Source organism: Streptococcus sp. cx1, from assembly GCF_052384325.1.
Taxonomy (GTDB): Bacteria; Bacillota; Bacilli; order Lactobacillales; family Streptococcaceae; genus Streptococcus; species Streptococcus salivarius_G.
On sequence record NZ_JBQSUN010000002.1, the window covers coordinates 270132 to 293821 of the forward strand.

At 39.1% G+C, this 23690-nt stretch carries 22 protein-coding genes; 14 read left to right on the forward strand and 8 right to left on the reverse strand.

What is annotated here, in order from left to right; translation table 11 throughout:
- Window positions 1-78 precede the first annotated feature (78 nt).
- Window positions 79-1797 carry an aminodeoxychorismate synthase component I gene (pabB, locus tag ACT170_RS04900; RefSeq protein ID WP_444818104.1) on the reverse strand — a complete coding sequence of 573 codons (1719 nt, stop codon included), beginning with the start codon at window positions 1795-1797 and terminating at the stop codon, window positions 79-81.
- Between the two features lie 146 nt (window positions 1798-1943).
- Between pabB and ACT170_RS04905 the strand changes: the two genes are divergently transcribed.
- The 3 genes from ACT170_RS04905 (at window position 1944) to metF (ending at window position 5857) form a co-directional block, all read left to right on the forward strand.
- Window positions 1944-2294, forward strand: a complete 351-nt coding sequence (locus tag ACT170_RS04905) for a hypothetical protein (RefSeq protein WP_155212135.1) — start codon at window positions 1944-1946, stop codon at window positions 2292-2294.
- Between the two features lie 252 nt (window positions 2295-2546).
- Window positions 2547-4796, forward strand: a complete 2250-nt coding sequence (gene metE, locus ACT170_RS04910; protein ID WP_444818105.1) for a 5-methyltetrahydropteroyltriglutamate--homocysteine S-methyltransferase — start codon at window positions 2547-2549, stop codon at window positions 4794-4796.
- A 185-nt stretch (window positions 4797-4981) separates the two neighbouring features.
- The gene (gene metF / locus ACT170_RS04915; RefSeq protein ID WP_004182090.1) at window positions 4982-5857 is read left to right on the forward strand and encodes a methylenetetrahydrofolate reductase [NAD(P)H]; all 876 of its coding nucleotides are present in this window, start codon (window positions 4982-4984) and stop codon (window positions 5855-5857) included.
- Between the two features lie 138 nt (window positions 5858-5995).
- Here metF and ACT170_RS04920 read toward each other — a convergent pair whose 3' ends face one another.
- From ACT170_RS04920 to ACT170_RS04935, 4 genes are all read right to left on the reverse strand, one after another.
- On the reverse strand, window positions 5996-7714 hold the full coding sequence (locus ACT170_RS04920; protein ID WP_073687951.1) for a phospho-sugar mutase: 1719 nt from the start codon (window positions 7712-7714) through the stop codon (window positions 5996-5998).
- Between the two features lie 84 nt (window positions 7715-7798).
- On the reverse strand, window positions 7799-8371 hold the full coding sequence (locus ACT170_RS04925) for an ECF transporter S component (protein ID WP_021144028.1): 573 nt from the start codon (window positions 8369-8371) through the stop codon (window positions 7799-7801).
- A 28-nt stretch (window positions 8372-8399) separates the two neighbouring features.
- On the reverse strand, window positions 8400-8945 hold the full coding sequence (gene coaC / locus ACT170_RS04930; protein WP_084869334.1) for a phosphopantothenoylcysteine decarboxylase: 546 nt from the start codon (window positions 8943-8945) through the stop codon (window positions 8400-8402).
- The gene (locus ACT170_RS04935) at window positions 8938-9621 is read right to left on the reverse strand and encodes a phosphopantothenate--cysteine ligase (RefSeq protein WP_084869336.1); all 684 of its coding nucleotides are present in this window, start codon (window positions 9619-9621) and stop codon (window positions 8938-8940) included. The genes coaC and ACT170_RS04935 overlap by 8 nt, the downstream gene beginning before the upstream one ends.
- A gap of 195 nt (window positions 9622-9816) precedes the next feature.
- Between ACT170_RS04935 and ACT170_RS04940 the strand changes: the two genes are divergently transcribed.
- The 3 genes from ACT170_RS04940 to ACT170_RS04950 all read left to right on the forward strand — a co-directional run bounded on the left by ACT170_RS04940 (window position 9817) and on the right by ACT170_RS04950 (window position 13763).
- The gene (locus ACT170_RS04940) at window positions 9817-11487 is read left to right on the forward strand and encodes a formate--tetrahydrofolate ligase (protein WP_037600835.1); all 1671 of its coding nucleotides are present in this window, start codon (window positions 9817-9819) and stop codon (window positions 11485-11487) included.
- 196 nt (window positions 11488-11683) lie between these two features.
- On the forward strand, window positions 11684-12358 hold the full coding sequence (locus ACT170_RS04945; RefSeq protein ID WP_073688405.1) for a response regulator transcription factor: 675 nt from the start codon (window positions 11684-11686) through the stop codon (window positions 12356-12358).
- Window positions 12348-13763, forward strand: a complete 1416-nt coding sequence (locus ACT170_RS04950; protein WP_084869337.1) for a sensor histidine kinase — start codon at window positions 12348-12350, stop codon at window positions 13761-13763. The genes ACT170_RS04945 and ACT170_RS04950 overlap by 11 nt, the downstream gene beginning before the upstream one ends.
- Before the next feature lie 77 nt (window positions 13764-13840).
- Here ACT170_RS04950 and rpsT read toward each other — a convergent pair whose 3' ends face one another.
- Complete coding sequence (gene rpsT, locus ACT170_RS04955) at window positions 13841-14077, reverse strand: 30S ribosomal protein S20 (protein ID WP_004182129.1); 237 nt, start codon at window positions 14075-14077, stop codon at window positions 13841-13843.
- Window positions 14078-14146: 69 nt separating this feature from the next.
- The gene (gene coaA / locus ACT170_RS04960) at window positions 14147-15067 is read right to left on the reverse strand and encodes a type I pantothenate kinase (protein WP_104021193.1); all 921 of its coding nucleotides are present in this window, start codon (window positions 15065-15067) and stop codon (window positions 14147-14149) included.
- 112 nt (window positions 15068-15179) lie between these two features.
- On the opposite strand from coaA, the gene ACT170_RS04965 reads away from it, so the two are divergent.
- The 8 genes from ACT170_RS04965 (at window position 15180) to ACT170_RS05000 (ending at window position 22912) form a co-directional block, all read left to right on the forward strand.
- Window positions 15180-15770, forward strand: coding sequence for a class I SAM-dependent methyltransferase (locus ACT170_RS04965; protein WP_045768632.1), 591 nt, complete (start codon window positions 15180-15182; stop codon window positions 15768-15770).
- A complete protein-coding gene (locus ACT170_RS04970) occupies window positions 15767-17044 on the forward strand; it encodes a pyrimidine-nucleoside phosphorylase (RefSeq protein ID WP_444818106.1) in 1278 nt (425 codons plus the stop codon). The genes ACT170_RS04965 and ACT170_RS04970 overlap by 4 nt, the downstream gene beginning before the upstream one ends.
- Window positions 17045-17077: 33 nt before the next feature.
- Window positions 17078-17740 carry a deoxyribose-phosphate aldolase gene (gene deoC / locus ACT170_RS04975; RefSeq protein ID WP_444818107.1) on the forward strand — a complete coding sequence of 221 codons (663 nt, stop codon included), beginning with the start codon at window positions 17078-17080 and terminating at the stop codon, window positions 17738-17740.
- The gene (locus ACT170_RS04980; RefSeq protein WP_073687945.1) at window positions 17727-18125 is read left to right on the forward strand and encodes a cytidine deaminase; all 399 of its coding nucleotides are present in this window, start codon (window positions 17727-17729) and stop codon (window positions 18123-18125) included. The genes deoC and ACT170_RS04980 overlap by 14 nt, the downstream gene beginning before the upstream one ends.
- A gap of 67 nt (window positions 18126-18192) precedes the next feature.
- Window positions 18193-19257, forward strand: coding sequence for a BMP family lipoprotein (locus tag ACT170_RS04985; RefSeq protein WP_277619134.1), 1065 nt, complete (start codon window positions 18193-18195; stop codon window positions 19255-19257).
- A gap of 98 nt (window positions 19258-19355) precedes the next feature.
- The gene (locus ACT170_RS04990) at window positions 19356-20894 is read left to right on the forward strand and encodes an ABC transporter ATP-binding protein (protein WP_444818108.1); all 1539 of its coding nucleotides are present in this window, start codon (window positions 19356-19358) and stop codon (window positions 20892-20894) included.
- On the forward strand, window positions 20887-21954 hold the full coding sequence (locus tag ACT170_RS04995) for an ABC transporter permease (RefSeq protein WP_004182077.1): 1068 nt from the start codon (window positions 20887-20889) through the stop codon (window positions 21952-21954). Before ACT170_RS04990 ends, ACT170_RS04995 begins: the two co-directional genes overlap by 8 nt.
- Window position 21955: 1 nt before the next feature.
- Window positions 21956-22912: an ABC transporter permease gene (locus tag ACT170_RS05000; protein WP_343093023.1), complete on the forward strand. Its 957-nt coding sequence runs from the start codon at window positions 21956-21958 to the stop codon at window positions 22910-22912.
- A 92-nt stretch (window positions 22913-23004) separates the two neighbouring features.
- On the opposite strand, the gene ACT170_RS05005 is transcribed toward ACT170_RS05000, so the two are convergent.
- A complete protein-coding gene (locus ACT170_RS05005) occupies window positions 23005-23640 on the reverse strand; it encodes an MBL fold metallo-hydrolase (protein ID WP_245084896.1) in 636 nt (211 codons plus the stop codon).
- Window positions 23641-23690 lie beyond the last annotated feature (50 nt).

A 23690-nucleotide genomic window follows, 5' to 3' on the forward strand; every position in this document is an offset into this window, starting at 1 on the left:
TAGAATATTGAAGTTTCTTTTGTCTTTAGCAAGAGTAGGGGAGAACAAAAAACTTGTATTTTTTCGTTAAATATAATTCTATCCTTCCACCTTCAATTCATACAAGCCTCTCACCGCATTGCATCCGTAGATGGCCTGAGCCTGTTCCATATCTTTTACGGTCAAGACTTTTTCTTTAAGCTTATTATCAGCAATTAGGCTTTGTCTGTAGATGCCATTTAAGAGGCCGAGGTGAACGGGTGGTGTGTAGAGTTGGTCCTCGATTTTAAGCACAATGTTACCGATAGAGGTTTCTAGGAGTTGCCCCTCATGATTATAATAGATTTGTTCGTGAGGTTCGATACTAAGGTGAGGACGGTAACTTGTTTTGAAGAAGGTATAGGGGCTATCCAACGGATGCCTTTGCTCAACTAACCTTGCTTGGCAGAAGTCATTGGATAAGTTTGTTAATTGGGTATGTTCAAACTGCAGTTCACCATCTTTTGCAAGTGACATTTTAAGACGGTAATCTTTGTCAAAGTCTAGTGATTGGCACAGAATTTCGACTTGATAGTGTGCTTTTTCCACATTGAAAGGATAGTCAAAGTAGCGACTACTCTCTTGCAAGCGTTTCATATGCTCCTCAAGAAATAACAGTTTTCCTTGATGGACACGACCAGTTGAAATGAGATCGAATTTGGGGTTCTGACGGTATAGAACAGCAGCTTTTTGCTTTGTTTCTTCATATTCAGCTTCCCAGTTGCTGTCCCAGGTAATACCTCCTCCGACACCATAGATAGCCTTGGTTCCTTCCATTTGTAGTGTCCGAATGGCCACGTTAAAAATACTAGGTCCCTGTGGCACCAAGATACCAATAGCTCCACAATAAACACCTCGAGGCTGTTTTTCAACCTTCTTAATAATCTCCATGGTTGCTATTTTTGGGGCACCTGTAATCGATCCGCATGGAAAAAGGGCTTGGAAGACATCATTTAAACGACTATTTGGTAGGAGTTGCGTCTCAATAGTTGAAGTCATTTGCCAAACCGTAGAGTATTGTTCAACTTGGCAAAGGCTCTTGACATCTTCACTTCCTATTTTTGAAATACGATTCATGTCATTTCTAAGTAGATCGACAATCATCATATTTTCAGAGCGATTTTTCTGATCCTGAGCTAGCCAATGGGCTTGTTTGAGGTCAGTTTCAGTTGTTAAACCACGATTGGTGGTACCTTTCATTGGACGAGTGGTCAGTCTATCACCATCTTTTTTAAAGAAGAGTTCTGGACTTATGGAAATGATAGAAACATCATCGTGCTGAATAAAGGCATTGTAATGTGCATTTTGCTCAACAACCAATCGGTTATAGATGGCAAAGGGATCAGCTGTCAGCTTCTGTTGAAGTTGAACAGTATAATTAACCTGATAAGTATCACCTTGTCGAATATGGTGGTGTATTTGCTCAATAGCAGCCTTGTATTCCTCTGCAGAAGTTAGCTCTTGCCAAGATTCTGGTAGGGAAATTGGCTCATAAGTAAGTGGAATAGGCTCTGTTTGAACAGTTTCATGAATAGTGAAGTAGAGGAGATACTCTGACATTAATGGACCATCAATAACCTGAAATTTTGTCTCGAAGGCAGGGGCTGCTTCATAGGAAACATAACCTACTGCATAATAACCTTCATTTTGATAGGCTTCGAGTTCATCTAAAAGGGGTTTGACTTCCTTAATGTCCTTTGTTTTTAGTTCTTTAATGGCGTCTGTAAAGATTTGTCTGACACCAAGTTCTTTAAAATCAATAACAGTTTTCTTATGCATACTTAGAGTATAACATAAGAAGTTTCCCTCTGGTTCTTTTTCATGTTTTAATTATCTTTCTCAAAATTTTAACCAAAAATGAACTTTTCAGACAGTTTTACATATGTTATAATGATAGGGACTAAAAGAAGATTTTAGAGGGAAATATGACTGAAAAAAATAACTTTGAGAAAGGCAACAGCAACCTTTCAAACAATAAAATGAAAAAAGGCACTTCTAAGAATTCATGGAAGCACCAGATGTACGAACTAGAAATAGCTATTGCTAAAGAGTCAAGTAACAAAAAAAGAAATGAACTCATTAAACTTCATAATGGCTATATGAGTGAGTATGATAGCTTAAAGAAACAAATCATATGGTTAGCCGTCTTGGGAATTTGTTTCTTATTAGTCTTGGCAGTTTTTGGTTATTTTATTTGGAATAGTTACAATAGTGAGAATATGTCTTATACATCATCTTGGCTTCAAGAGAGGGTACTGAGCACTTATAGAGCTTAGTGTTCTGATCCTAGTAAATAATAGAGTCTCTAGACAAAAGTCTAGGGATTTTTTGATATAAAAAGGGATTTAGTAAGTCAATATATAGTTATTAGCTATAACAATATCTAAGCAAAAGGAGATAACAGAAGTCGGAAACCCTTTATTTTATAGGGTATAGTCTAAAACTATATATAGAGAAAACTAATAGCAATTATACAGCTCCCCATTTCTTTGGTAAGATAAGTTCAACAACAAAGAGGAGGACACAAGATGTCAACTACTATCATTGGTTTCCCACGTTTGGGTGAATTCCGCGAATTAAAATTTACAACAGAAAAATACTTTAGAAATGAAATTACTGCAGATGAACTTTTAGCAGCAGCCAAAGACTTGCGTGCAAAACACTGGAATATTGTTAAAGAGAAGGGTATCACTGAAATTCCTTCAAATGATTTTTCACATTACGATAACTTCCTTGATGCAGCTTTCCTTTTCAACGTCGTACCTGAATCTGTTCAAAACTTGGATTTGACAGATCTTGAACGTTACTTTGCTTTGGCGCGTGGTTACCAAGGTGAAAAAGGGGATGTTCGTGCCCTTCCTATGAAAAAATGGTTTAATACTAACTACCATTACATCGTTCCTAAATTTGAAAAAACAACAGAAGTTAAACTTGCTGGTCACAAGATTTTTGATGAGTACCAAGAAGCAAAAGAATTGGGTCTTAATACACGTCCAGTTGTGGTTGGACCATTCACTTTCCTTCAATTGTCTGACTTTGAAGATGGTGTAAAAGCTGAAGACTTCGTAGATAGCTTTGTTTCTGCATACCAAGATGTTTTTGCAAAATTGGCAGAGCTTGGTGCTACTCGTATTCAACTCGATGAGCCAGCTCTTGTTAAAGATTTGACATCTGAAGAAAAAGCTCTCTTCTTGAGCCTCTACAACAAGCTCTTGGCTGATAAGAAAGGCCTTGAAGTTTTGATTCAAACTTACTTTGGTGATGTTCGTGATGTCTACAATGACCTTGTGAACTTGCCAGTTGATGGTATTGGTCTTGACTTTGTTGAAGGTAAGAAAACACTTGAATTGGTTAAAGGTGGTTTCCCAGCTGATAAGATTCTCTATGCCGGTATCGTCAATGGTAAGAACATCTGGCGTAACAACTATGAGAAGAGCCTCGCAATTCTTGAACAAGTTCCAGCTGAAAATGTTGTTTTGACAACCTCTTGCTCACTTCTCCATGTACCATTTACAACCGCTAATGAAGATTTTGAACCAGCTATTTTGGATCACTTCGCCTTTGCGGTTGAAAAATTGGGTGAATTGCGTGACTTGGATGCCATCCGCAATGGTCAAGGTGCAGAAGCACTTGCTGCTAACAAAGAACTCTTTGCGACTGAGCGTGTTGGTGAAAATGCTGAACTTCGTGCCCGTATTGCAGGCTTGACTGAAGCTGATTACACTCGTTTGCCAGCATTTGCAGAACGTGAAGCGATTCAAAAAGATGCTTTCAAACTTCCTTTGCTTCCAACAACAACTATCGGTTCATTCCCTCAAACTAAGGAAGTTCGTGCGAAACGTTTGGCTTTCCGTAAGAATGAATTGTCACAAGAAGAATACGATGCTTTCCTTGCTGAAATCACTGATGAATGGATTAAATGGCAAGAAGAAGTTGGATTTGACGTACTTGTACACGGTGAATTCGAACGTAACGACATGGTTGAATACTTCGGTCAAAACTTGTCAGGTTACCTCTTCTCTAAAAATGGTTGGGTGCAATCATACGGTATGCGTGGGGTTAAACCACCAATCATTTGGGGTGATGTCACTCGTCTTAACCCAATCACTGTGAAATGGTCTAGCTACGCACAAAGCCGTACTGACAAACCTGTTAAAGGTATGTTAACTGGACCTGTTACTATCCTTAACTGGTCATTCCCACGTGAGGATATCTCTATCAAGGATTCAACTCTTCAAATTGCTCTTGCAATCAAAGATGAAGTCCTTGACCTTGAAGCTGCAGGCGTGAAAATTATCCAAATTGACGAAGCTGCTCTTCGTGAAAAATTGCCACTCCGTCGTAGTGACTGGTACGAGGATTACCTCGACTGGGCAATTCCAGCCTTCCGTTTGGTACACTCAACTGTAGCACCAGACACACAAATCCACACTCACATGTGTTACTCAGAATTTACAGATATCATCCCTGCTATCGACAACTTGGATGCTGACGTTATCTCATTTGAAGCTAGCCGTTCAAATCTTGAAATCTTGGACGAACTTAAAGCTCAAAACTTCCAAACAGAAGTTGGACCTGGGGTTTACGATATCCACTCACCACGTGTCCCACAAGACGGTGAAATTGACCACACTATCGAAGCAATCTTGGCTAAAGTACCAAGCGGTAAAGTATGGATCAACCCTGACTGTGGTTTGAAGACTCGCGGAATCAAAGAAACTAAAGAAAGCTTAATCAAGCTTGTAGAAGCTGCAAAAGCGGCTCGCGAAAACTTGTAAGCAGAAGTTATTATATGTTGAAGCCTTCTTCCTTAAGTGTAGAAGGTTTTCAATAGCGAATAATGTTCTAAAGATTTTTGCAAGCAGGCTATGATTAACAAGTGTTTAACTGTACTCATGAAGTCAGTAGGCACTTAAAACAGCTTACGTCTTAACAAAAATCTAAAAAGAAGAAGGTATAAAATATGACAAGCCAAACACCATCACTCTCTTTTGAAGTCTTTCCACCTAACCCAGCAGTAGGTAATGAAAAAATTCTACGTGCTCTTGAGGATATGCAAGGATTGGCTCCACACTTTATCAGTGTGACAGCTAGTAATAACAAATATAATATCAAAGAGACGACGGTTCCTTTGGCGGATCATATTCAAAATGACCTAGCTATCCCAACGATTGCCCACCTTCCAGCTATCTATTTGAGTAAAGAAAAGGTTGCTGATACCTTACGTGACTTGGATGCTGTTGGTGTACACCGTATCTTAGCCCTACGTGGCGATATCATTCCAGGTGTGGAACCACTTAAAGACTTTAGATATGCCACTGATTTGATTGAATTTATCAAGGAAGAAGCTCCTCAATTTGATATCATCGGAGCCTGCTATCCTGAAGGGCATCCGGATTCGCCAAATCAAATCTCTGATATCCAAAACCTTAAGAAAAAGGTTGATGCAGGTTGTTCTAGTCTTTTAACCCAACTCTTCTTTGACAATGAACGTTTCTATGATTTTCAAGATAAATGTACCTTGGCTGGAATTGATGTACCAATTCATGCGGGTATTATGCCAATTTTGAATCGTAACCAAGCTCTACGTTTGCTTAAGACTTGTGAGAATATCCATTTGCCACGTAAGTTCCGTGCCATTTTGGATAAGTATGAACACGATCCTGAATCACTAAGAGCGGCAGGTCTTGCTTATGCGATTGACCAGATTGTCGACCTTGTTACTCAAGATGTTGCAGGCGTTCACCTCTACACCATGAATAATGCAGAAACTGCTCGTCATATTCACGAAGCTACTCATTCCTTGTTTAAGCATCATTCACAAGTTAGCGCTCTATAATTGAATCATAAAACTACCACCTATAGTTTAATCTATAGGTGGTTTCTTGGTTCTAGTAGTAAAAAAGATAGCTTGCTTCCGCAATCACAGTTTTGTCGGTATAAAAAAGACTTAGAGCTTAGCTCTAAGTCTTAAATATTATTCGCCTACGAAAGCATTGATTTCTGCTTCGATATTCGCAATTTTTTCTTTAGCATCTGCTTCAGATTCACCAACTGTAGCGATGTAGAATTTGATTTTTGGTTCTGTACCTGAAGGACGAACGGCAAACCATGAATCATCAGCCAAGATGTATTTAAGCACGTTACTTGGAGGAGTTGTCAATTTTTCAACGCCGTCAGCAGTAGTAGCTGTTTGTTCCAAGAAGTCTTCTGTCTTAGCAATGTCTGTGTTGTTGAATTGTTTAGGAGCATTGCCACGGAATTTATCCATGATTTTCTTGATTTCAGCAGCTCCGTCAACACCTGAAAGGGTAACAGAGATAGTTTTTTCTGCGAAGTAACCATATTGTTTGTAGATTTCTTCGATACCGTCTGCCAAAGTCATGCCACGTGAACGGTAGTAAGCAGCGATTTCAGCAACGATAAGAACAGCTTGGATAGCGTCTTTGTCACGTACGAATGGTTTGATGAGGTAACCGAAGCTTTCTTCGAAACCAAGCATGTAAGTGTGGTTGTGTTGTGTTTCAAATTCATGAATTTTTTCACCGATAAATTTGAAACCAGTCAAGACGTTAAACATAGTTGCGCCGTAGCTTTCTGCAATCTTAGTAACCAACTCAGTTGATACGATTGATTTACAGAGGGCAGCATTGGCAGGAAGGGTACCAGCTGTTTTGTGAGCTTCAAGAATGTATTTAGCAATGATAGCCCCGATTTGGTTACCAGAAAGGTTGAGGTAAGAACCATCTGGTTGGCGGATTTCAACACCAAGGCGGTCAGCATCTGGGTCAGTTGCAACCAATACATCAGCGTCTACTTTGCGACCAAGCTCTTCAGCAAGAGCAAAGGCAGCTTGGTTTTCAGGGTTTGGAGATTTAACAGTTGAGAAGTCAGCATCTGGAACAGCTTGAGCTTCAACAACTTGAACAGCTTCAAATCCAGCTTGTGCAAGAGCACGACGAGCCAACATTTCACCAGTACCATGAAGTGGAGTGTAGACAATCTTCATGTCACGACCATATTCATTGATCAAGTCTTGGTTGATGTTAACACCTTTCACTTCTTTCAAGTATTCAGCGTCGACATTTTCACCGATAACTTCAATCAAGCCGTTAGCTTTGCTTTCTTCAAGGTCAGCCAATTGTACAGTGAAAGGATTTTCGATAGCGCGGATGTAATCTGTCAAAGCATCGGCATCTGCAGGTGGCATTTGTCCACCGTCTTCACCGTATACCTTGTAACCATTAAATGGAGCAGGGTTGTGGCTAGCTGTTACCATGATACCAGCAAATGTGTGGAGATGACGAACAGCAAATGACAATTCAGGTGTTGGACGTAGGCTTTCAAATACATAAGATTTGATACCATGAGCAGCCAAAACTTGAGCAGATTCAAAAGCAAACTCAGGAGAGAAGTGACGGCTATCGTAAGCAATAGCAACACCACGTTTTTTAGCTTCTTCCCCTTTTGAGTCAATCAATTGAGCCAAACCTTCAGTTGCTTGGCGAACAACGTAAATGTTAATGCGGTTAGTACCAGCACCAATCAATCCACGCATACCAGCTGTACCGAATTCAAGGTTGGTATAGAAGGCATCTTCTTTCATTTTTTCATCCATTGCGACCAACTCATCACGAAGGTAAGCAGGCAATTCAGCAAAGTCGAGCCATTTTTGATAATTTTCAGTGTAAGACATAGCAATCTCCTTTATATTTTTAAACGCTTACATTATACCATAATTAAAGGAAAAAAACATGGTAATCACCATGTTTTTTCTTTATTATTTTTTCAATCTTAATAACACAGGTGTGATACTTAGAGTTAACAGGCCGGCGATAATCATTTCAGCAATCGAATTTGTTGTGAAAATGGTTGCCATTAGTGTTTTGCCACCTGCTGTGTAGAAGTTAGGAATTAGGAAGTAGATACCAAGAAGTACAAAAAATGTATTAGTGAAAGCACCTAAAACCCCAGATAGAGCCAGACCTAGACGGTTTTGAAGTAATTTGTAGACAAAGTAAGGGAAAATACCGATCAGGATACGAGGAACGATGGCAATGACTGCAGATGCCCAAGTTCCCCCTTCAACAAAAGGACTAAAGAGATAGCTACTAACCGTATAGATAACAGTGTTTCGAATAATACTCATAATTCCCATGAAGCCACCCAAATAAGCTCCAATTTTAGGACCGTAGACGATGCTAGCGATAATAACTGGGATATGGGTTAGGGTTGGTTTGATTGGAAGTACAAAAGCAGCAAAGATGGTTTGACTGAGTACTTCGATTACAACCATTGTAGCTATCAAGAGGGATAACTGAGCCGTTTGGTTTGCTTTATTTTTCTTATTCATCATAAACTCCTTTTTATTCTATGCAAGGCTATTTTGTTAAAGCATTGTCAATGGATTCAATAATGTCATCAATATCAGCTAAGGCACCACGTCCTGTATCTCCACAAGCCAGTAAACCTGATTTTGGAAGAATTTCTTGGTAGCCAAGGTCATGCAAAGTATCTAGATTCTTCTTAGTCAGTGGATTTTCATACATTTTCGTATTCATTGCAGGGGCAATTAGTTTAGGTGTGGTGCAAGGTAAAGCTAAAGCAGTAGCAGTAAGCATATTATCGGCTAGACCATGTGCTAATTTGGCAATGGTATTTGCTGAAGCTGGAGCTACAACAAAGAGGTCAGCTTCTTTACCTAAGTCAATATGATTAATACGTTCAGCCAATTTTTCTTCCATGACATCAGTGTGAACAGGATTCTTCGAAAGGACTTGAAGTGTCAGAGGGGTGATAAAGGCTTGAGCAGCTTCAGTCATAATGACGTGAACGTCATAACCTTTTTTCTTTAACCTGCTTGTTAAATCAGCTGCTTTATAGGCGGATATTGATCCTGAAACAGCAAGGATGATACGTTTAGTCATGGCATATCCTTTCAAATAAAGCTTGAGCAATTGCAGATTTAGTCGTAACTTTCTCCTCGTTTTTTTCGTCAACAAGATAGGCAATATGCTGATCTGGAGTAATATCACTCAAGTCGTTGGCAACAATAATATCAGCTTTGTTGCGTTTCAGACTTGCACGAGCAACCTCAAAAAGCTCTTCTTTTCTTACATTAACCAAAAGTTTGAAGCCAATCAATTGAATATCAGGATTCCATTGTTTGACGAGGCTAATGATCTTCGGTGTTTTTTTTAGAAAAAGAACCTGATAATCAGAAGCCGATGATATCTTGCTTTCAGTGTTAGATTTATGCAAGAATTGAGCGAGATCTTCGGTGTCCTCCAGTTCAGCAAAATCCGTCATATAAATAGGAGTATAATCAGAGACTGCCATACTATGTATAAGAACATCGTGCTCTTTGACGAGTGGCTCCATCTTTTTGAGAAGACTTTCTACGTTCGTAATTTCTGTAATCTTTAGATTTTCTTTCGGTTCTGGTTTAACCGCTGTCTTGGTCGTTACTAAGGTTACTTGGTGACCCTTAGCCAAGAAAAGTTCAGCGATTTCCTTTCCTAGATAACCTGTTGAATGGTTTGTGATTCCACGTACAGCATCAATCTTTTCAGTGGTACCACCCGATGTAATCAAAATTTTCATAGTAGTATTGTACTAAAAATTGGGTCTTTAGTAAATAAAAGTAAGTATTTTTTTGAGGCGTACCCCTATAAATTAAAGTTATAACGATTTATAACAAAACAAAAACCGAACATTGAAAAGTAATTAACCAAAAATAATGCGTTTTTTATCAAACTCTGATATAATAGATTCTAGAAAAATATAGAGGAGTGTCTCATGAAAACAGATATCGAAATTGCTCAAAGTGTAGAATTAAAACCAATCACAGAAGTAGTTGAAAAAGTTGGAATCGGCTTTGACGATTTGGAACTCTACGGAAAATATAAGGCAAAATTGTCATTTGATAAAATCAATGCAGTCAAAGACAATAAGCCAGGAAAATTGATTTTGGTGACAGCTATCAACCCAACACCAGCTGGTGAAGGGAAATCAACCATGTCAATTGGTCTTGCAGACGCTCTTAACAAAATTGGTAAGAAAACAATGATTGCCCTTCGTGAACCATCTCTTGGTCCGGTTATGGGAATCAAAGGTGGTGCTGCAGGTGGTGGTTACGCTCAAGTGCTTCCGATGGAAGATATCAACCTCCACTTCACAGGGGATATGCACGCTATTACTACAGCAAATAATGCTTTGTCAGCCCTTCTTGACAACCATATTCATCAAGGAAATGCTCTCGGCATTGACCAACGTCGTATCATTTGGAAACGTGTGGTTGACCTTAATGACCGTGCACTTCGTCATGTAAATGTTGGTCTTGGCGGACCACTTAATGGTATTCCACGTGAAGATGGTTTTGATATTACTGTTGCGTCTGAAATCATGGCGATTCTTTGCTTGGCTACTGATATTAATGACCTTAAAGAACGTTTGGCTAACATTGTAGTTGCCTACCGTTATGACCGTACACCAGTTTATGTAGGTGATCTTGAAATTGAAGGTGCGCTTACCCTTATTCTTAAAGATGCCATCAAACCAAACTTGGTACAGACAATTTATGGGACACCAGCCTTGGTACACGGTGGTCCATTTGCCAATATCGCTCACGGATGTAACTCAGTTCTAGCTACAGCTACAGCTCTTCGTTTGGCTGATTATACGATTACTGAAGCAGGTTTTGGTGCTGACCTTGGTGCTGAAAAATTCCTTGATATCAAGACACCAAACCTCCCAACAACTCCTGATGCTGTTGTTATTGTTGCGACACTTCGTGCCCTTAAAATGCACGGTGGGGTTGCCAAAACTGACCTCTCTGAAGAAAATGTTCAGGCCGTTCGTGATGGCTTCGCAAACTTGAAACGTCATGTAGAAAACGTTCGTAAATTTGGTCTTCCAGCAGTCGTTGCTATTAACGAGTTTGTTGCTGATACAGAAGCTGAAATTGCAGCCCTTAAAGAACTTTGTGCAGAAATCGATGTTCCTGTTGAATTGGCTAGCGTTTGGGCTAATGGTGCTGATGGTGGTATTGACCTTGCCAACGCAGTAGTTGATGCTGTTGAAAATGGTAATGCCGACTATAAACGTCTTTATTCTGATGATGATAGCTTGGAAGAAAAAATCACTAAGATTGTTACTGAAATCTATGGTGGTAAATCAGTTGTCTTCGAGAAAAAAGCTAAGAACCAACTCAAACAATTTGCAGAATTCGGTTGGGATAAATTGCCAGTATGTATGGCTAAAACACAATATAGCTTCTCAGATAACCAATTCTTACTTGGAGCACCAGAAGGTTTTGATATCACTATCCGTGAATTTGTTCCTAAAACAGGTGCTGGATTTATCGTAGCTCTTACAGGTGACGTCATGACAATGCCTGGTCTTCCAAAAGCACCAGCAGCCCTCAAGATGGACGTAGCTGAAGATGGAACAGCTGTTGGTTTGTTCTAAAGAAATATCGATATAAAACAGTACCTATTGGTGCTGTTTTTTTGTTTGAGTTATGAAAAGCTTAAGGAAAGTTTAGTAGACTAAAGCTAAATAAAAGAAGATCAAAGCACTAGATGATTACGTCTATTTTAGATATAATGATAAAACTTAGTCAAAGTGTTATTTGTATCTTTGACACCTAACAAGGGGGATAACTATGATTAAAATACTACTAGTAGAAGATGATTTGAGTTTGTCGAACTCAGTTTTTGATTTTTTAGATGACTTTGCTGATGTGATGCAAGTCTTTGATGGTGATGAAGGCCTTTACGAAGCTGAAAGTGGCGTTTATGATTTGATTCTTTTAGACCTTATGTTGCCTGAAAAAGATGGTTTCACGGTTCTTAGAGAATTACGTGAAAAAGGTGTAACAACTCCTGTACTTATCATGACGGCTAAGGAAAGTCTAGATGATAAAGGCCACGGCTTTGAACTTGGTGCAGATGACTACCTAACTAAGCCTTTCTATTTAGAAGAGTTGAAGATGCGTATTCAAGCACTTTTGAAACGCTCTGGTAAATTTGACCAAAACACACTTTCTTTTGGTGATGTTCGTGTCAATCTTGCTACAAATTCAACCTTTGTGGGGGATAAAGAAGTAGAACTTCTTGGTAAAGAGTTTGATTTATTAGTTTACTTCTTACAAAATCAAAATGTCATCTTGCCTAAGTCACAAATTTTTGACCGTCTTTGGGGATTTGATAGTGATACCACGGTATCAGTTGTCGAGGTTTATGTTTCTAAAATTCGTAAGAAACTTAAAGGAACAGACTTTGCTGCCAACCTCCAAACCTTGAGAAGTGTGGGGTATATTTTGAAGCATGCTGACTAAATTTTTCAATTATCTCTTTAGGAGAATCAAGTCAGACGGATTTAAGTCGTTCATTCATTTCTTTGCCACTTTTTCTGGTATTTTCCTTATCATGACTGTCATGATTTTACAGATTCTGAGTTACGGCGTTTATTCCAATGTGGACTCTAGTCTGAAAATGGCAGCCACTAAGACCAATTCTTATTTAGAAATGGAAATGCTAAAACGGGAACTTTTTCTGACTTCTGAGGTAGATCAAAATAATACGACGACCATTTACCAGGCTTATGATACTAAAGGGGCGACAACTGAAACATCTGACTCGAGTGACTCTAAGAAAGAACCTAAGAAGAAATCAAAAATTGAAGATGCCCCTCACGATTTATCTGTTGCGGCAAATACTAGTGTCTTGGTACTTGATAAGAATGGAAAAGTCCTCAATGTCGTTGATAAATTTTCAAGCTTATCCAATTTACCAATAGATAAAAATAACATTGATGTTATCAGCAAGGGAAGTGCTCAGAATTATTTCGATCAAACGGAAAAGTATCGTCTGATCACTGAGAAAGTAGACAATAGCCTCTATCCTGATGCTAAGTACCTTGTTATTGCGATTAATACAACTCAATTGGAAGAAGCTACTGAACGTTATGTTAAGCTCATTGTCATCATGATGAGTTTCTTCTGGCTCTTATCTGTTGCGGCTAGTATGTATTTGGCTAAGTGGTCAAGACGTCCTATCCAGGAAAGCTTGGAGAAGCAGAAGGCTTTTGTTGAAAATGCTAGTCATGAGTTACGGACACCGCTTGCTGTGATTCAAAACAGGTTAGAGGTTCTTTTCCGTAAGCCTGAGAGTACTATTTTAGATAATTCAGAGAATATTGCATCAAGTCTTGATGAAGTTCGTAATATGCGTCTTTTGACGACTAATCTCTTGAACTTGGCTCGTCGTGACGATGGTATTAAACCAGAAATCGAAACCTTAGAACCTGCTTTCTTTGATACAGTATTTACCAACTATGCCATGATTGCAGAAGAAAATGAGAAAGGTTTCACGTCTCAAAACCAAGTTGGTCGTCCAATCCAGACTGATAAAACGTTATTGAAACAGTTAATGACCATCTTATTTGATAATGCTATTAAATATACGGAAGATGACGGACATGTTACCTTTACTGTCCGCACTAACGATCGCCATCTTTATATTTCTGTAGCTGATAATGGTCCTGGAATATCAGATAGTGATAAGAAGAAAATCTTTGATCGATTTTATCGCGTAGATAAGGCTAGAACCAGACAAAAAGGTGGGTTTGGACTTGGCTTATCCCTAGCGCAACAAATTGTTATAGCCCTTAAAGGAACAATTGTTGTTAAAGATAATCAACCAAAGGGAACGATTTTTGAAGTTAAAATCACCGGAGTTTAATTAACAAAGAAAACCTGCTAGACGATACGCTAGCAGGTTTTTTAGGTAATAAAAAAACTCCTAAATGGAGCTTTCAATTAGTTAGCCAATTTAGCTGCAAGACGTGATTTATCGCGGCTTGCTTTGTTTTTATGAATCAAACCTTTAGAAGCGGCTTTATCGATGCTAGCTGATGCAGCACGGTAAGCTTCTTCAGTTGGGTTAGCGTTGAATGCTTTAATAGCAGTACGCAAAGCTGATTTTTGAGCTGAGTTTTTTTCGTTTTGTTTAACGTTAAGTTCAGCGCGTTTGATAGCTGATTTAATATTTGCCAATGTTTTCACCTCCAAAATTTATCTAACTATGTCATTATACGTTATTTTAGGCCCCTTGGCAAGCTTTTTCTATTTTTTTAAGTGGATGAAGTCGATTTTATGATTGTCTCCCTTATGAAGAATCAGTTCGGCTCGGCTTCGTGTAGGTTCGATATAATTTTCCAGGTTAACTAAATTGATATCACGCCAGGTTTTTTGTGCTAAAGATAAAGCTTCACCCTTACTAAATTTAGTGAAACGATGGTAGTAGTTGTTTTCATCTTTTTTGGCAAGCTCAAGAAGAGTTTGGAAACGTTCGAGATACCAGGATTCAATATTATTAACTTCAGCGTCAATGTAGAGAGAAAAATCGAAATAGTCACTCATGTAGAGCCGTTGGTTAATAGGGTTCTGGAAAACATTAATCCCTTCGACAATTAAAAAATTAGGCTGTCTGATTTCTTGTGTAAGTCCTGGTACAATATCATAAATTTCATGAGAGTAAACAGGAATATTGACATCACCACCATTTTTTATAGTATCTAAAAAATTGAGAAGGAGTGGCATATCGTAGGATTCAGGGAAACCCTTACGGTTAAGGATGTCTTTTTCTTTCAAAACTTGGTTAGGATAGAGAAATCCATCAGTTGTCACAAGTTCAACATTGGATTGGGGAAAGGTACGCTGCAACAAGAGTTGAAGCAAACGACTGGTAGTGGATTTGCCAACAGCAACTGAACCAGATACCCCAATAATAAATGGACGGTTAGTCTGTGATTTTTGTAAAAATATACTTTTAGAAAAGGTCAGATCATTGGCAGTTTTCTGATAGATACGAATGAGATTAATAAGAGGAAGATAAATGTCACTAACTTCTTGCACATCAATCTTATCATTAAGGCTGCGAATGGAATCCAGTTCTTCTGCAGTCAATGGGGCATTGTCCTCTTTATGAAGGCGTTGCCATTCCTTGCGTGATATCGTTTCGAAATTGATAAATTCATTTAACATAGCTAACATTATAGCAGAAAAAAAGCCTGAATGTAAGCCTTGTCATATTACTAGCCTTACTTTGGTATTTATGATACGATAAAGAAAATGACTATCTAGAAGGAAAAAAATAATGTCAAAAATGTATTATGCTGAGACGCCAGATGCGGCTCACGATATTCACGATTTAAAGGTAAATTTATTAGGAGAAAGTTTTCAGTTTTATACGGATGCTGGGGTTTTCTCTAAAAAAATGATTGATTTTGGAAGTCAAGTGCTTTTGAGTGCATTAGATTTGGAAGCTGGCAAAACGCTTTTAGATGTGGGCTGTGGCTATGGTCCTCTTGGTATCAGTTTAGCCAAGGTTCAAGGAGTCAAAGCGACAATGATTGACATTAATAGTAGGGCAATTGATTTAGCTAAACAAAATGCTCAACGAAACAAGGTTGAAGCTACTATCTTCCAATCAAATATCTATGAAAATGTTACAGGAAGTTTTGACTATATTATTTCTAATCCACCTATCCGTGCGGGCAAGAAGGTGGTTCATCAAGTTATCGAGGAGGCATATGATTATCTTAATCAAGGTGGTAACCTAACTATTGTTATTCAGAAAAAACAAGGTGCTCCGTCAGCTAAGGCTAAGATGGAGGATGTGTTTGGTAATGCTGAAGTCGTTAAAAAGGATAAAGGATATTATATCCTTAGAAGTGAGAAAATATGAGAACAGTTGATTTAATTGAAAAGAAAAGAGATGGTGGGGAGTTAAGCACAGCGGAAATTTCATATCTCATTAATGGCTATGTGTCTGGGGAAATACCTGACTATCAGATAGCTGCTCTGGCGATGGCGATTTATTATCAAGGTATGTCTATTCGTGAAATCCATGATTTGACCACTGATATGGTTGCTTCAGGCGAACAATATGATTTGTCAGAAATTCCAGGTGTTAAGGTAGATAAACATTCGACCGGAGGCGTTGGTGATAAGGTAACCATCATTCTGATGCCGCTTGTAGCTAGCTTTGGTGTTCCAGTGGCTAAGATGAGTGGTCGTGGTCTCGGACACACAGGTGGAACGATTGACAAATTAGAGTCTATCAAAGGCTATCAGGTTGAGCGTAGTAAGGAAGAATTCATTCAGCAAGTTAAAGACATTGGGATTTCCCTTATTGGTCAGTCTGAGCATTTGGTTAAGGCTGATAAACTTCTTTATGCCTTGCGTGATGTCACTGCAACAGTAGATTCCATTCCTCTAATCGCAAGCTCTGTTATGTCCAAAAAGATAGCAGCAGGCGCTGATAAGATTTTACTGGATGTTACTGTTGGTCAAGGCGCTTTCATGAAAAATATGTCTGACGCTGAGAAGTTGTCTGAGACCATGGTTGCACTAGGTCATGAGGTCAATCGTGAAACCATTGCAGTTATTACAGATATGAGTCAGCCACTAGGTAAGGCTATTGGTAACCGTTTAGAAATCACAGAGGCTATTGAAATTATGCAAGGTAAGGGACGTGAAGATATCACTGACTTTATCTGTGAGTTGGCTGAGATTCTATTAGATTTAGCTCAGGTTGAAGCTAGCCAGGAAGAGATTCGTCAGCACTTAGTGGGTGGAAAAGCCCTTGCTAAGTTTGAAGAACTCATTCAAGCTCAAGGTGGTGATTTGACCGATCTTTATCGTTATAGCAGTGCGCCTGTCGTGACAGATATTCATGCTCATGAAACAGGTTACATTAAAGAGTTACCTGCTATGGCATTTGGAAAATTTGCTATGCAATTAGGAGCAGGTCGAGCTACGAAGTCAGATAGTCTTAATTATGAAACAGGAATTGTATTTGAAAAGAAAGTTGGCGATTTTGTGACTCAAGGAGACCTTATTGCCAAGGTCTATAGCCAAGAAATTTTATCTGAAAAAATGCTGACTGAATTCGAAAAAAATGTTATTATGGGTAGTGAATGTAAAGAAACGACAGAAATATTAAAGATAATTCGCTAACCCTTAATTTAATTCTAATCAAGGAGTTTATTTATGTCTGTTAATAGCTATATTGACCATACCTTACTAAAAGCTGATGCTAATAAAGAACAGATTCTTGCCCTAATTGATGAGGCTAAGAAGTATGAGTTTGCCAGTGTCTGTGTTAATCCAACTTGGGTCAAAACGGCAGCTGAATTGCTTAAGGATAGTTCTGTCAAAGTTTGTACGGTTATTGGTTTTCCTTTGGGAGCATCGACCTCCGCAGTTAAGGCTTTTGAAGCCAAGGATGCTATTTCCAATGGGGCGGATGAAATTGATATGGTAATCAATATCGGTGCTCTTAAATCTAGAAATCTTAAATTAGTTGAAGACGATATTAAAGCTGTTGTTGAAGCTAGTGGAAGTAAACTTGTAAAGGTTATTATTGAAACTTGTCTATTGACTGATGAAGAAAAGGTCGAAGCTTGCCAATTAGCAAAACTGGCAGGTGCAGATTTTGTGAAGACATCTACAGGTTTTTCTACTGGTGGTGCTACCATTGAAGATATTGAACTTATGCGAGAAGCTGTTGGGCCTATTATGGGAGTCAAGGCATCTGGTGGAGCACGAACACTTGAGGCGGCTCAAGCCTTTATCAAAGCTGGTGCAACCCGTATTGGTACTTCATCAGGAGTGGCCATTATGAAAGGGCAAGAAAGCCATGACAATTATTGAAAAAGATCAAGTAATAAAAGCGGCGCAAGAAGCAGCTGAAAATGCCTATGTTCCCTATTCTCGTTTTAGAGTTGGAGCAGCATTGCTTACAAAGGATGGGGACATTTTTCAAGGATGTAACATTGAGAATGCCTCATTCGGATTGACCAATTGTGCAGAAAGAACAGCCATTTTTAAGGCGGTATCCGAAGGTCATAGAGACTTTGAATGTCTCGCAGTATACGGAGACACCAAAGAGCCTATATCACCATGCGGTGCATGTCGCCAAGTGATGGTTGAATTTTTTAAATCCGATTCTAAAGTGATTCTTATCGCTGAAGATAAATCGACAGTCGAGATGACAGTCGGAGAGTTGTTACCATACTCTTTTACAGACTTACAATAGTCTAGTTGTTTTATTCTTTATTAAGCAAGTTTTCTTGCAAGTTATAGGAGGAGTGTTCAAGATGAAATTGAACAAGAAAATTATCGGTCTTGGCCTTGTTGCTGTAGCAGCACTTGGTCTTGCAGCATGTGCTCGTGGCGGACGCGGTGGATCATCAGCTGATTCTAAAGTTAAAGCTGCTATCGTTACAGATACTGGTGGGGTAGATGATAAATCATTTAACCAATCAGCATGGGAAGGACTCCAAGAGTGGGGTAAAGCTAACAAACTTAAAAAAGATTCTGGCTTTACTTACTTCCAATCAAACTCAGAGTCTGACTTTGCAAACAATATGTCAGCTGCTCAAAGCCAAGGTTACAACCTCATCTTTGGTGTTGGTTTTGCCCTTCATGATGCTGTTTCAGATGCTGCTAAGGAACATGAAGATGTTAACTACGTAATCATTGATGATGTCATCAAAGACCAAAAGAATGTTGAGAGCGTTTTGTTTGCTGATAACGAAGGTGCTTACCTTGCAGGTATCGCAGCAGCAATGCAATCAAAAACAAATAAAGTTGGTTTCATTGGTGGTCAAACATCAGATACAATTACACGTTTTGAAGCTGGTTTCACAGCAGGTGCTAAATCTGTAAAACCAGACATCGATGTACAAGTTCAATATGCTGAATCATTCTCAGATGCTGCTAAAGGTACAACAATTGCTTCAACTATGTACGCTTCAGGCGTTGACGTAATCTATCAAGCAGCTGGTGGTACTGGTACTGGTGTCTTCACAGCAGCTAAAGAAGTTAACGAAAAACTTGATGCTGACAGCGATAAGAAAGTTTGGGTAATCGGTGTTGACCGTGACCAAAATGCAGAAGGTAACTATACATCTTCAGACAAGAAAAAATCTAACTTTGTTTTGACTTCAACAATCAAAAAAGTTGGTACAGTTGTTAAAGATATCGCTAACGGACAACTTAAAGGCGATAAATTTGAAGGTGGTTCTACTAAGACTTATGGTATCAAAGATGGTGGTGTTGACATCGTAACATCTAAGCTTCCTTCTGATATCAAGGATGCAGTAGAAAAAGCTAAAGAACAAATCAAGAATGGTGAATTGAAACCAACTGATGGTCTTAGCAAATAATCCATAATATCTAAACTGGGACAATTTTTGTCTCAGCAAAGGGAAGCAGTTTATATTTCCCTTTGCTGATATAAAAATAATTCTTGAAAGGAGATTGTATGACGAAGCCAAATGTCATTGAGATGCACGATATTACCAAAAAATTTGGTGAATTTGTGGCAAATGATCATATCAATCTTGATGTAAGACCAGGAGAAATCCATGCCCTCCTCGGTGAAAATGGTGCTGGTAAGTCAACCTTAATGAACATGCTTGCAGGTCTTTTACAGCCAACAAGCGGGATTATTAAGGTTAATGGACAAGAGGTGACGATTGATTCACCTTCGAAAGCAACGAAATTGGGGATTGGGATGGTTCACCAACACTTTATGTTGGTTGAAGCTTTTACAGTTGCTGAGAATATCATCCTGGGTAGTGAGGTAACCAAAGCCGGTGGTGTCCTTGATATGAAGAAGGCTATTAAGGAAATTACTGAGCTCTCTGAAAGATATGGACTTGCGGTAGATCCAACAGCTAAGGTAGCAGATATTTCTGTTGGTGCTCAACAGCGTGTTGAAATCCTTAAGACTCTGTATCGTGGTGCTGATATTTTGATTTTCGATGAACCGACTGCGGTATTGACTCCGTCTGAAATTACTGAACTTCTAAACATCATGAAAACTTTGGTCAAAGAAGGTAAGTCGATTATCCTTATCACCCATAAATTGGATGAGATTCGTGCGGTTTCTGACCGTGTCACAGTTATCCGTCGTGGTAAATCAATTGATACAGTGACAATTGAAGGATCAACAAATGCTGACTTGGCCGAAATGATGGTTGGTCGTCATGTCTCCTTTAAAACAGAAAAAATTCCTTCAAATCCAAAAGAAGTTGTTCTTTCTATTAAAGATTTGGTGGTCAATGAGAACCGTGGTGTTCCTGCCGTTAAGAACTTATCTTTAGATGTTCGTGCGGGTGAAATCATCGGTATTGCTGGTATTGATGGTAACGGTCAAACTGAACTTGTCCAAGCGATTACTGGACTACGCAAAGTTAAGTCTGGTGACATTACTATCAAGGGCGAATCTATTATTCATAAGACAACTCGTCAGATTACAGATATGAGTGTTGGTCATATTCCTGAAGACCGTCACCGTGATGGTATGGTTCTTGAAATGACAGTAGCTGAAAATATTGCTCTTCAAACCTACTACAAAGAACCAAATTCGAAAAATGGTATCTTGAACTATAATGTTATCAATGCTAAAGCTCGAGAATTGATGGAAGAATTTGACGTTCGTGGTGCTGGAGAGTTGATTGCTGGTGGTGACTTGTCTGGTGGTAACCAACAAAAAGCTGTTATCGCCCGTGAAATTGACCGTGACCCAGAGCTTCTTATTGTCAGTCAACCAACTCGTGGTCTTGACGTAGGTGCCATTGAATACATTCGTAAACGTATTATCGCTGAGCGTGATAAAGGTAAGGCTGTTATTGTAGTCAGCTTTGAATTGGATGAAATTCTTGATATGTCAGACAGAATTGCAGTTATCTATGATGGTGCAATTCAAGGTATCCTAGATCCTGCTGAAACGAATAAGCAAGATCTTGGTATCCTAATGGCTGGTGGACAATTGAATAAGGAGGAAGCAAATGTCTAAGAAAACACAAAATTGGGCAGTTCCTTTGATTGCTGTCCTCTTGGGAATGTTGATCGGGGCCGTATTGATGTTAATCTTTGGTTACGATCCATTTTGGGCTTACTATGATCTCTTCAGTACAGCCTTCGGTTCTTTGAAAAATATCGGTGAAATTCTTCGTGCCATGAGTCCCTTGATTCTTATTGCACTCGGATTTTCTGTAGCATCTAAAGCTGGTTTCTTTAACGTTGGTTTGCCTGGTCAGGCTTTAGCAGGTTGGACTTCGGCTGTATGGTTTGCGTTATCATTTCCAGAATTACCAAAAGTGGTTTCAGTTTTCTGTACAGTAATCATCGGTCTTGTAGCTGGTGGTATCGCTGGTGCAATTCCGGGTATTCTACGTGCTTACTTGGGAACTAGTGAGGTCATTGTTACCATCATGATGAACTACATAATTTTGTATGTAGCAAACAATATTGTTCGATTTGGTTTTACAGCCGATATGTTGCGTTCATCAGAAGCATCTAATAAGGTCGCAGCCTCTGCAAGCTATCAAACAGAATTCTTATCCTCTCTAACTGGTGGCTCGCGTTTTAATATTGGTTTCTTCCTTGCTCTTGCAGCAGTTTTCCTTGTTTGGTTCATGCTCAAGAAAACAACAACTGGTTTTGAAATTACATCTGTAGGTCTTAACCCTCATGCGTCTGAATATGCAGGGATGTCATCAAAACGTGTTATTATCATGTCTATGATTATTTCAGGTGCCCTTTGTGGACTTGGAGGAACAGTAGAAGGACTTGGTACCTTCCAAAATGCCTTTGTTCAAAACTCTTCATTGGCAATTGGTTGGAACGGTATGGCGGTTGCTCTTTTGGCTACTAATTCACCTATTGGTATTCCGTTTGCTGCCCTTCTTTATGGTGTCTTGTCTGTAGGTAAGAGTGGTATGATTGGTGTGCCTCCTGAAGTTATCGACGTTGTATCTGCTTTGATTATCTTCTTTGTCGGTGCTAACTATATTATTAGATATTGGGTTCGCCCTCGTCAAAAGTCAGTGAAAGCTAAAGGAGGACAAAACTAATATGGACTTCATTACAATTTTAGCCTTGATTGTTGCCTCTATGCTGAAATACTCAGCACCATTGATTTTCACAAGTATCGGTGGTACTTTCTCTGAACGAGGCGGTATCGTAAATGTCGGTCTTGAAGGAATCATGGTTATTGGAGCCTTCGCAGGTGTTCTCTTTAACTTGAATTTTGCAGATAGTTTTGGTGATGCAACTCCTTGGATTGCCGCAATTGTAGCAGGTCTTATTGGTCTTGTTTACTCATTGCTCCACGCGGTTGCGACCATTAATTTCCGTGCGGATCATGTTGTCTCTGGTACGGTATTGAACTTGATTGCTCCATCTTTAGCAGTCTTTCTGACACGTGTTATCTTTGGTGCCGGCCAAACACCAGCTATTAGCCATAACTTTAAAACTGTATCATTTCCAATTTTGAGCCACATTCCAATCTTGGGTAAAGTCTTCTTTACGAACGTTTCCTTGATTGCATATGTAGCGATTTTGGTTTCAGTTGTGTCTTGGTGGGTTATCTTCAAGACTCGCTTTGGTTTGCGTCTTCGCTCAGTAGGTGAGCACCCACAGGCAGCGGATACACTTGGTATTAATGTTTACCGTATGCGCTACTATGGTGTCATGATTTCAGGATTCCTTGGTGGTGTTGGTGGTGCAGTTTATGCTCAATCCATCTCTAACAACTTTGCTATTACGACGATTGCAGGTCCTGGTTTCATCGCCTTGGCTGCTATGATTTTTGGTCGTTGGAATCCAGTTGGAGCTATGCTCTCAAGTTTATTCTTCGGTTTGTCACAATCATTGGCAATTATCGGGAAACAACTTCCGCTTATTTCACATGTACCAAACGTCTACTTGCAAATTGCACCATATGTCTTGACAATTATTGTCTTGGCTGCATTCTTTGGTAAAGCAGTAGCACCAAAAGCTGATGGTGTTAACTATATCAAATCTAAATAAATACAATCTAGTATTTCAAGTAAGAAGGTCTTTAGACCTTCTTTTTTATGCATGTAAAAAGCCCAGCTTTATAGTTTGCTGAGCTTTTATTCTTATGAAAAATGTGGGTTAAAGTTTTTTTCGTGGCCTATAGTAGTGTCCCATCCATGACCTGGGAAAACTCTGTAGTGGTTAGGAAGTATAAAGAGTTGTTCTTTAATACTAGTGAGTAATTGTTCGTGGTTCCCTGTTGGAAGGTCCCAGCGTCCAATTGTTTCTTTAAAGAGGGCATCACCAGAAAAGACGATTTCTTCTTCATCGAAAATCAAAGAAATGCCACCGATAGAATGTCCTGGGGTTGGAACAACTTTAAATTGAAAATTACTAATATTATATGTTGTAGTAAAATCAAAATAGAAGTCTGCAGGATTGACGATGACATCTTCCATGTCATCATGACGTGGAAGTCCCGATAAATTATCAATAGGATTCATCAACCAGTCTTTTTCAGCCTCTGCAACATAAACAGGAGGGTGATTATAAGCTTGACGGACTGCCTCAACACTCATAATGTGATCGTAGTGTGTATGTGTCAAAAGGATAGCAGCAACTGGTTTGTCGATTGCTTTAAGTTCAGCTAAGATAGCGGAAGTATCACTTCCTGGATCAATGACTAGACAGGCTGTATCGTTTTCTAAAATATAGGTATTTTCCTGAGCAACAGGATTTAAAATTCGTTTAATTTTCATAGTTCTAGTGTAGCACGAATTCGAGGCTTTTTCCAATCTCAGAATGAAGG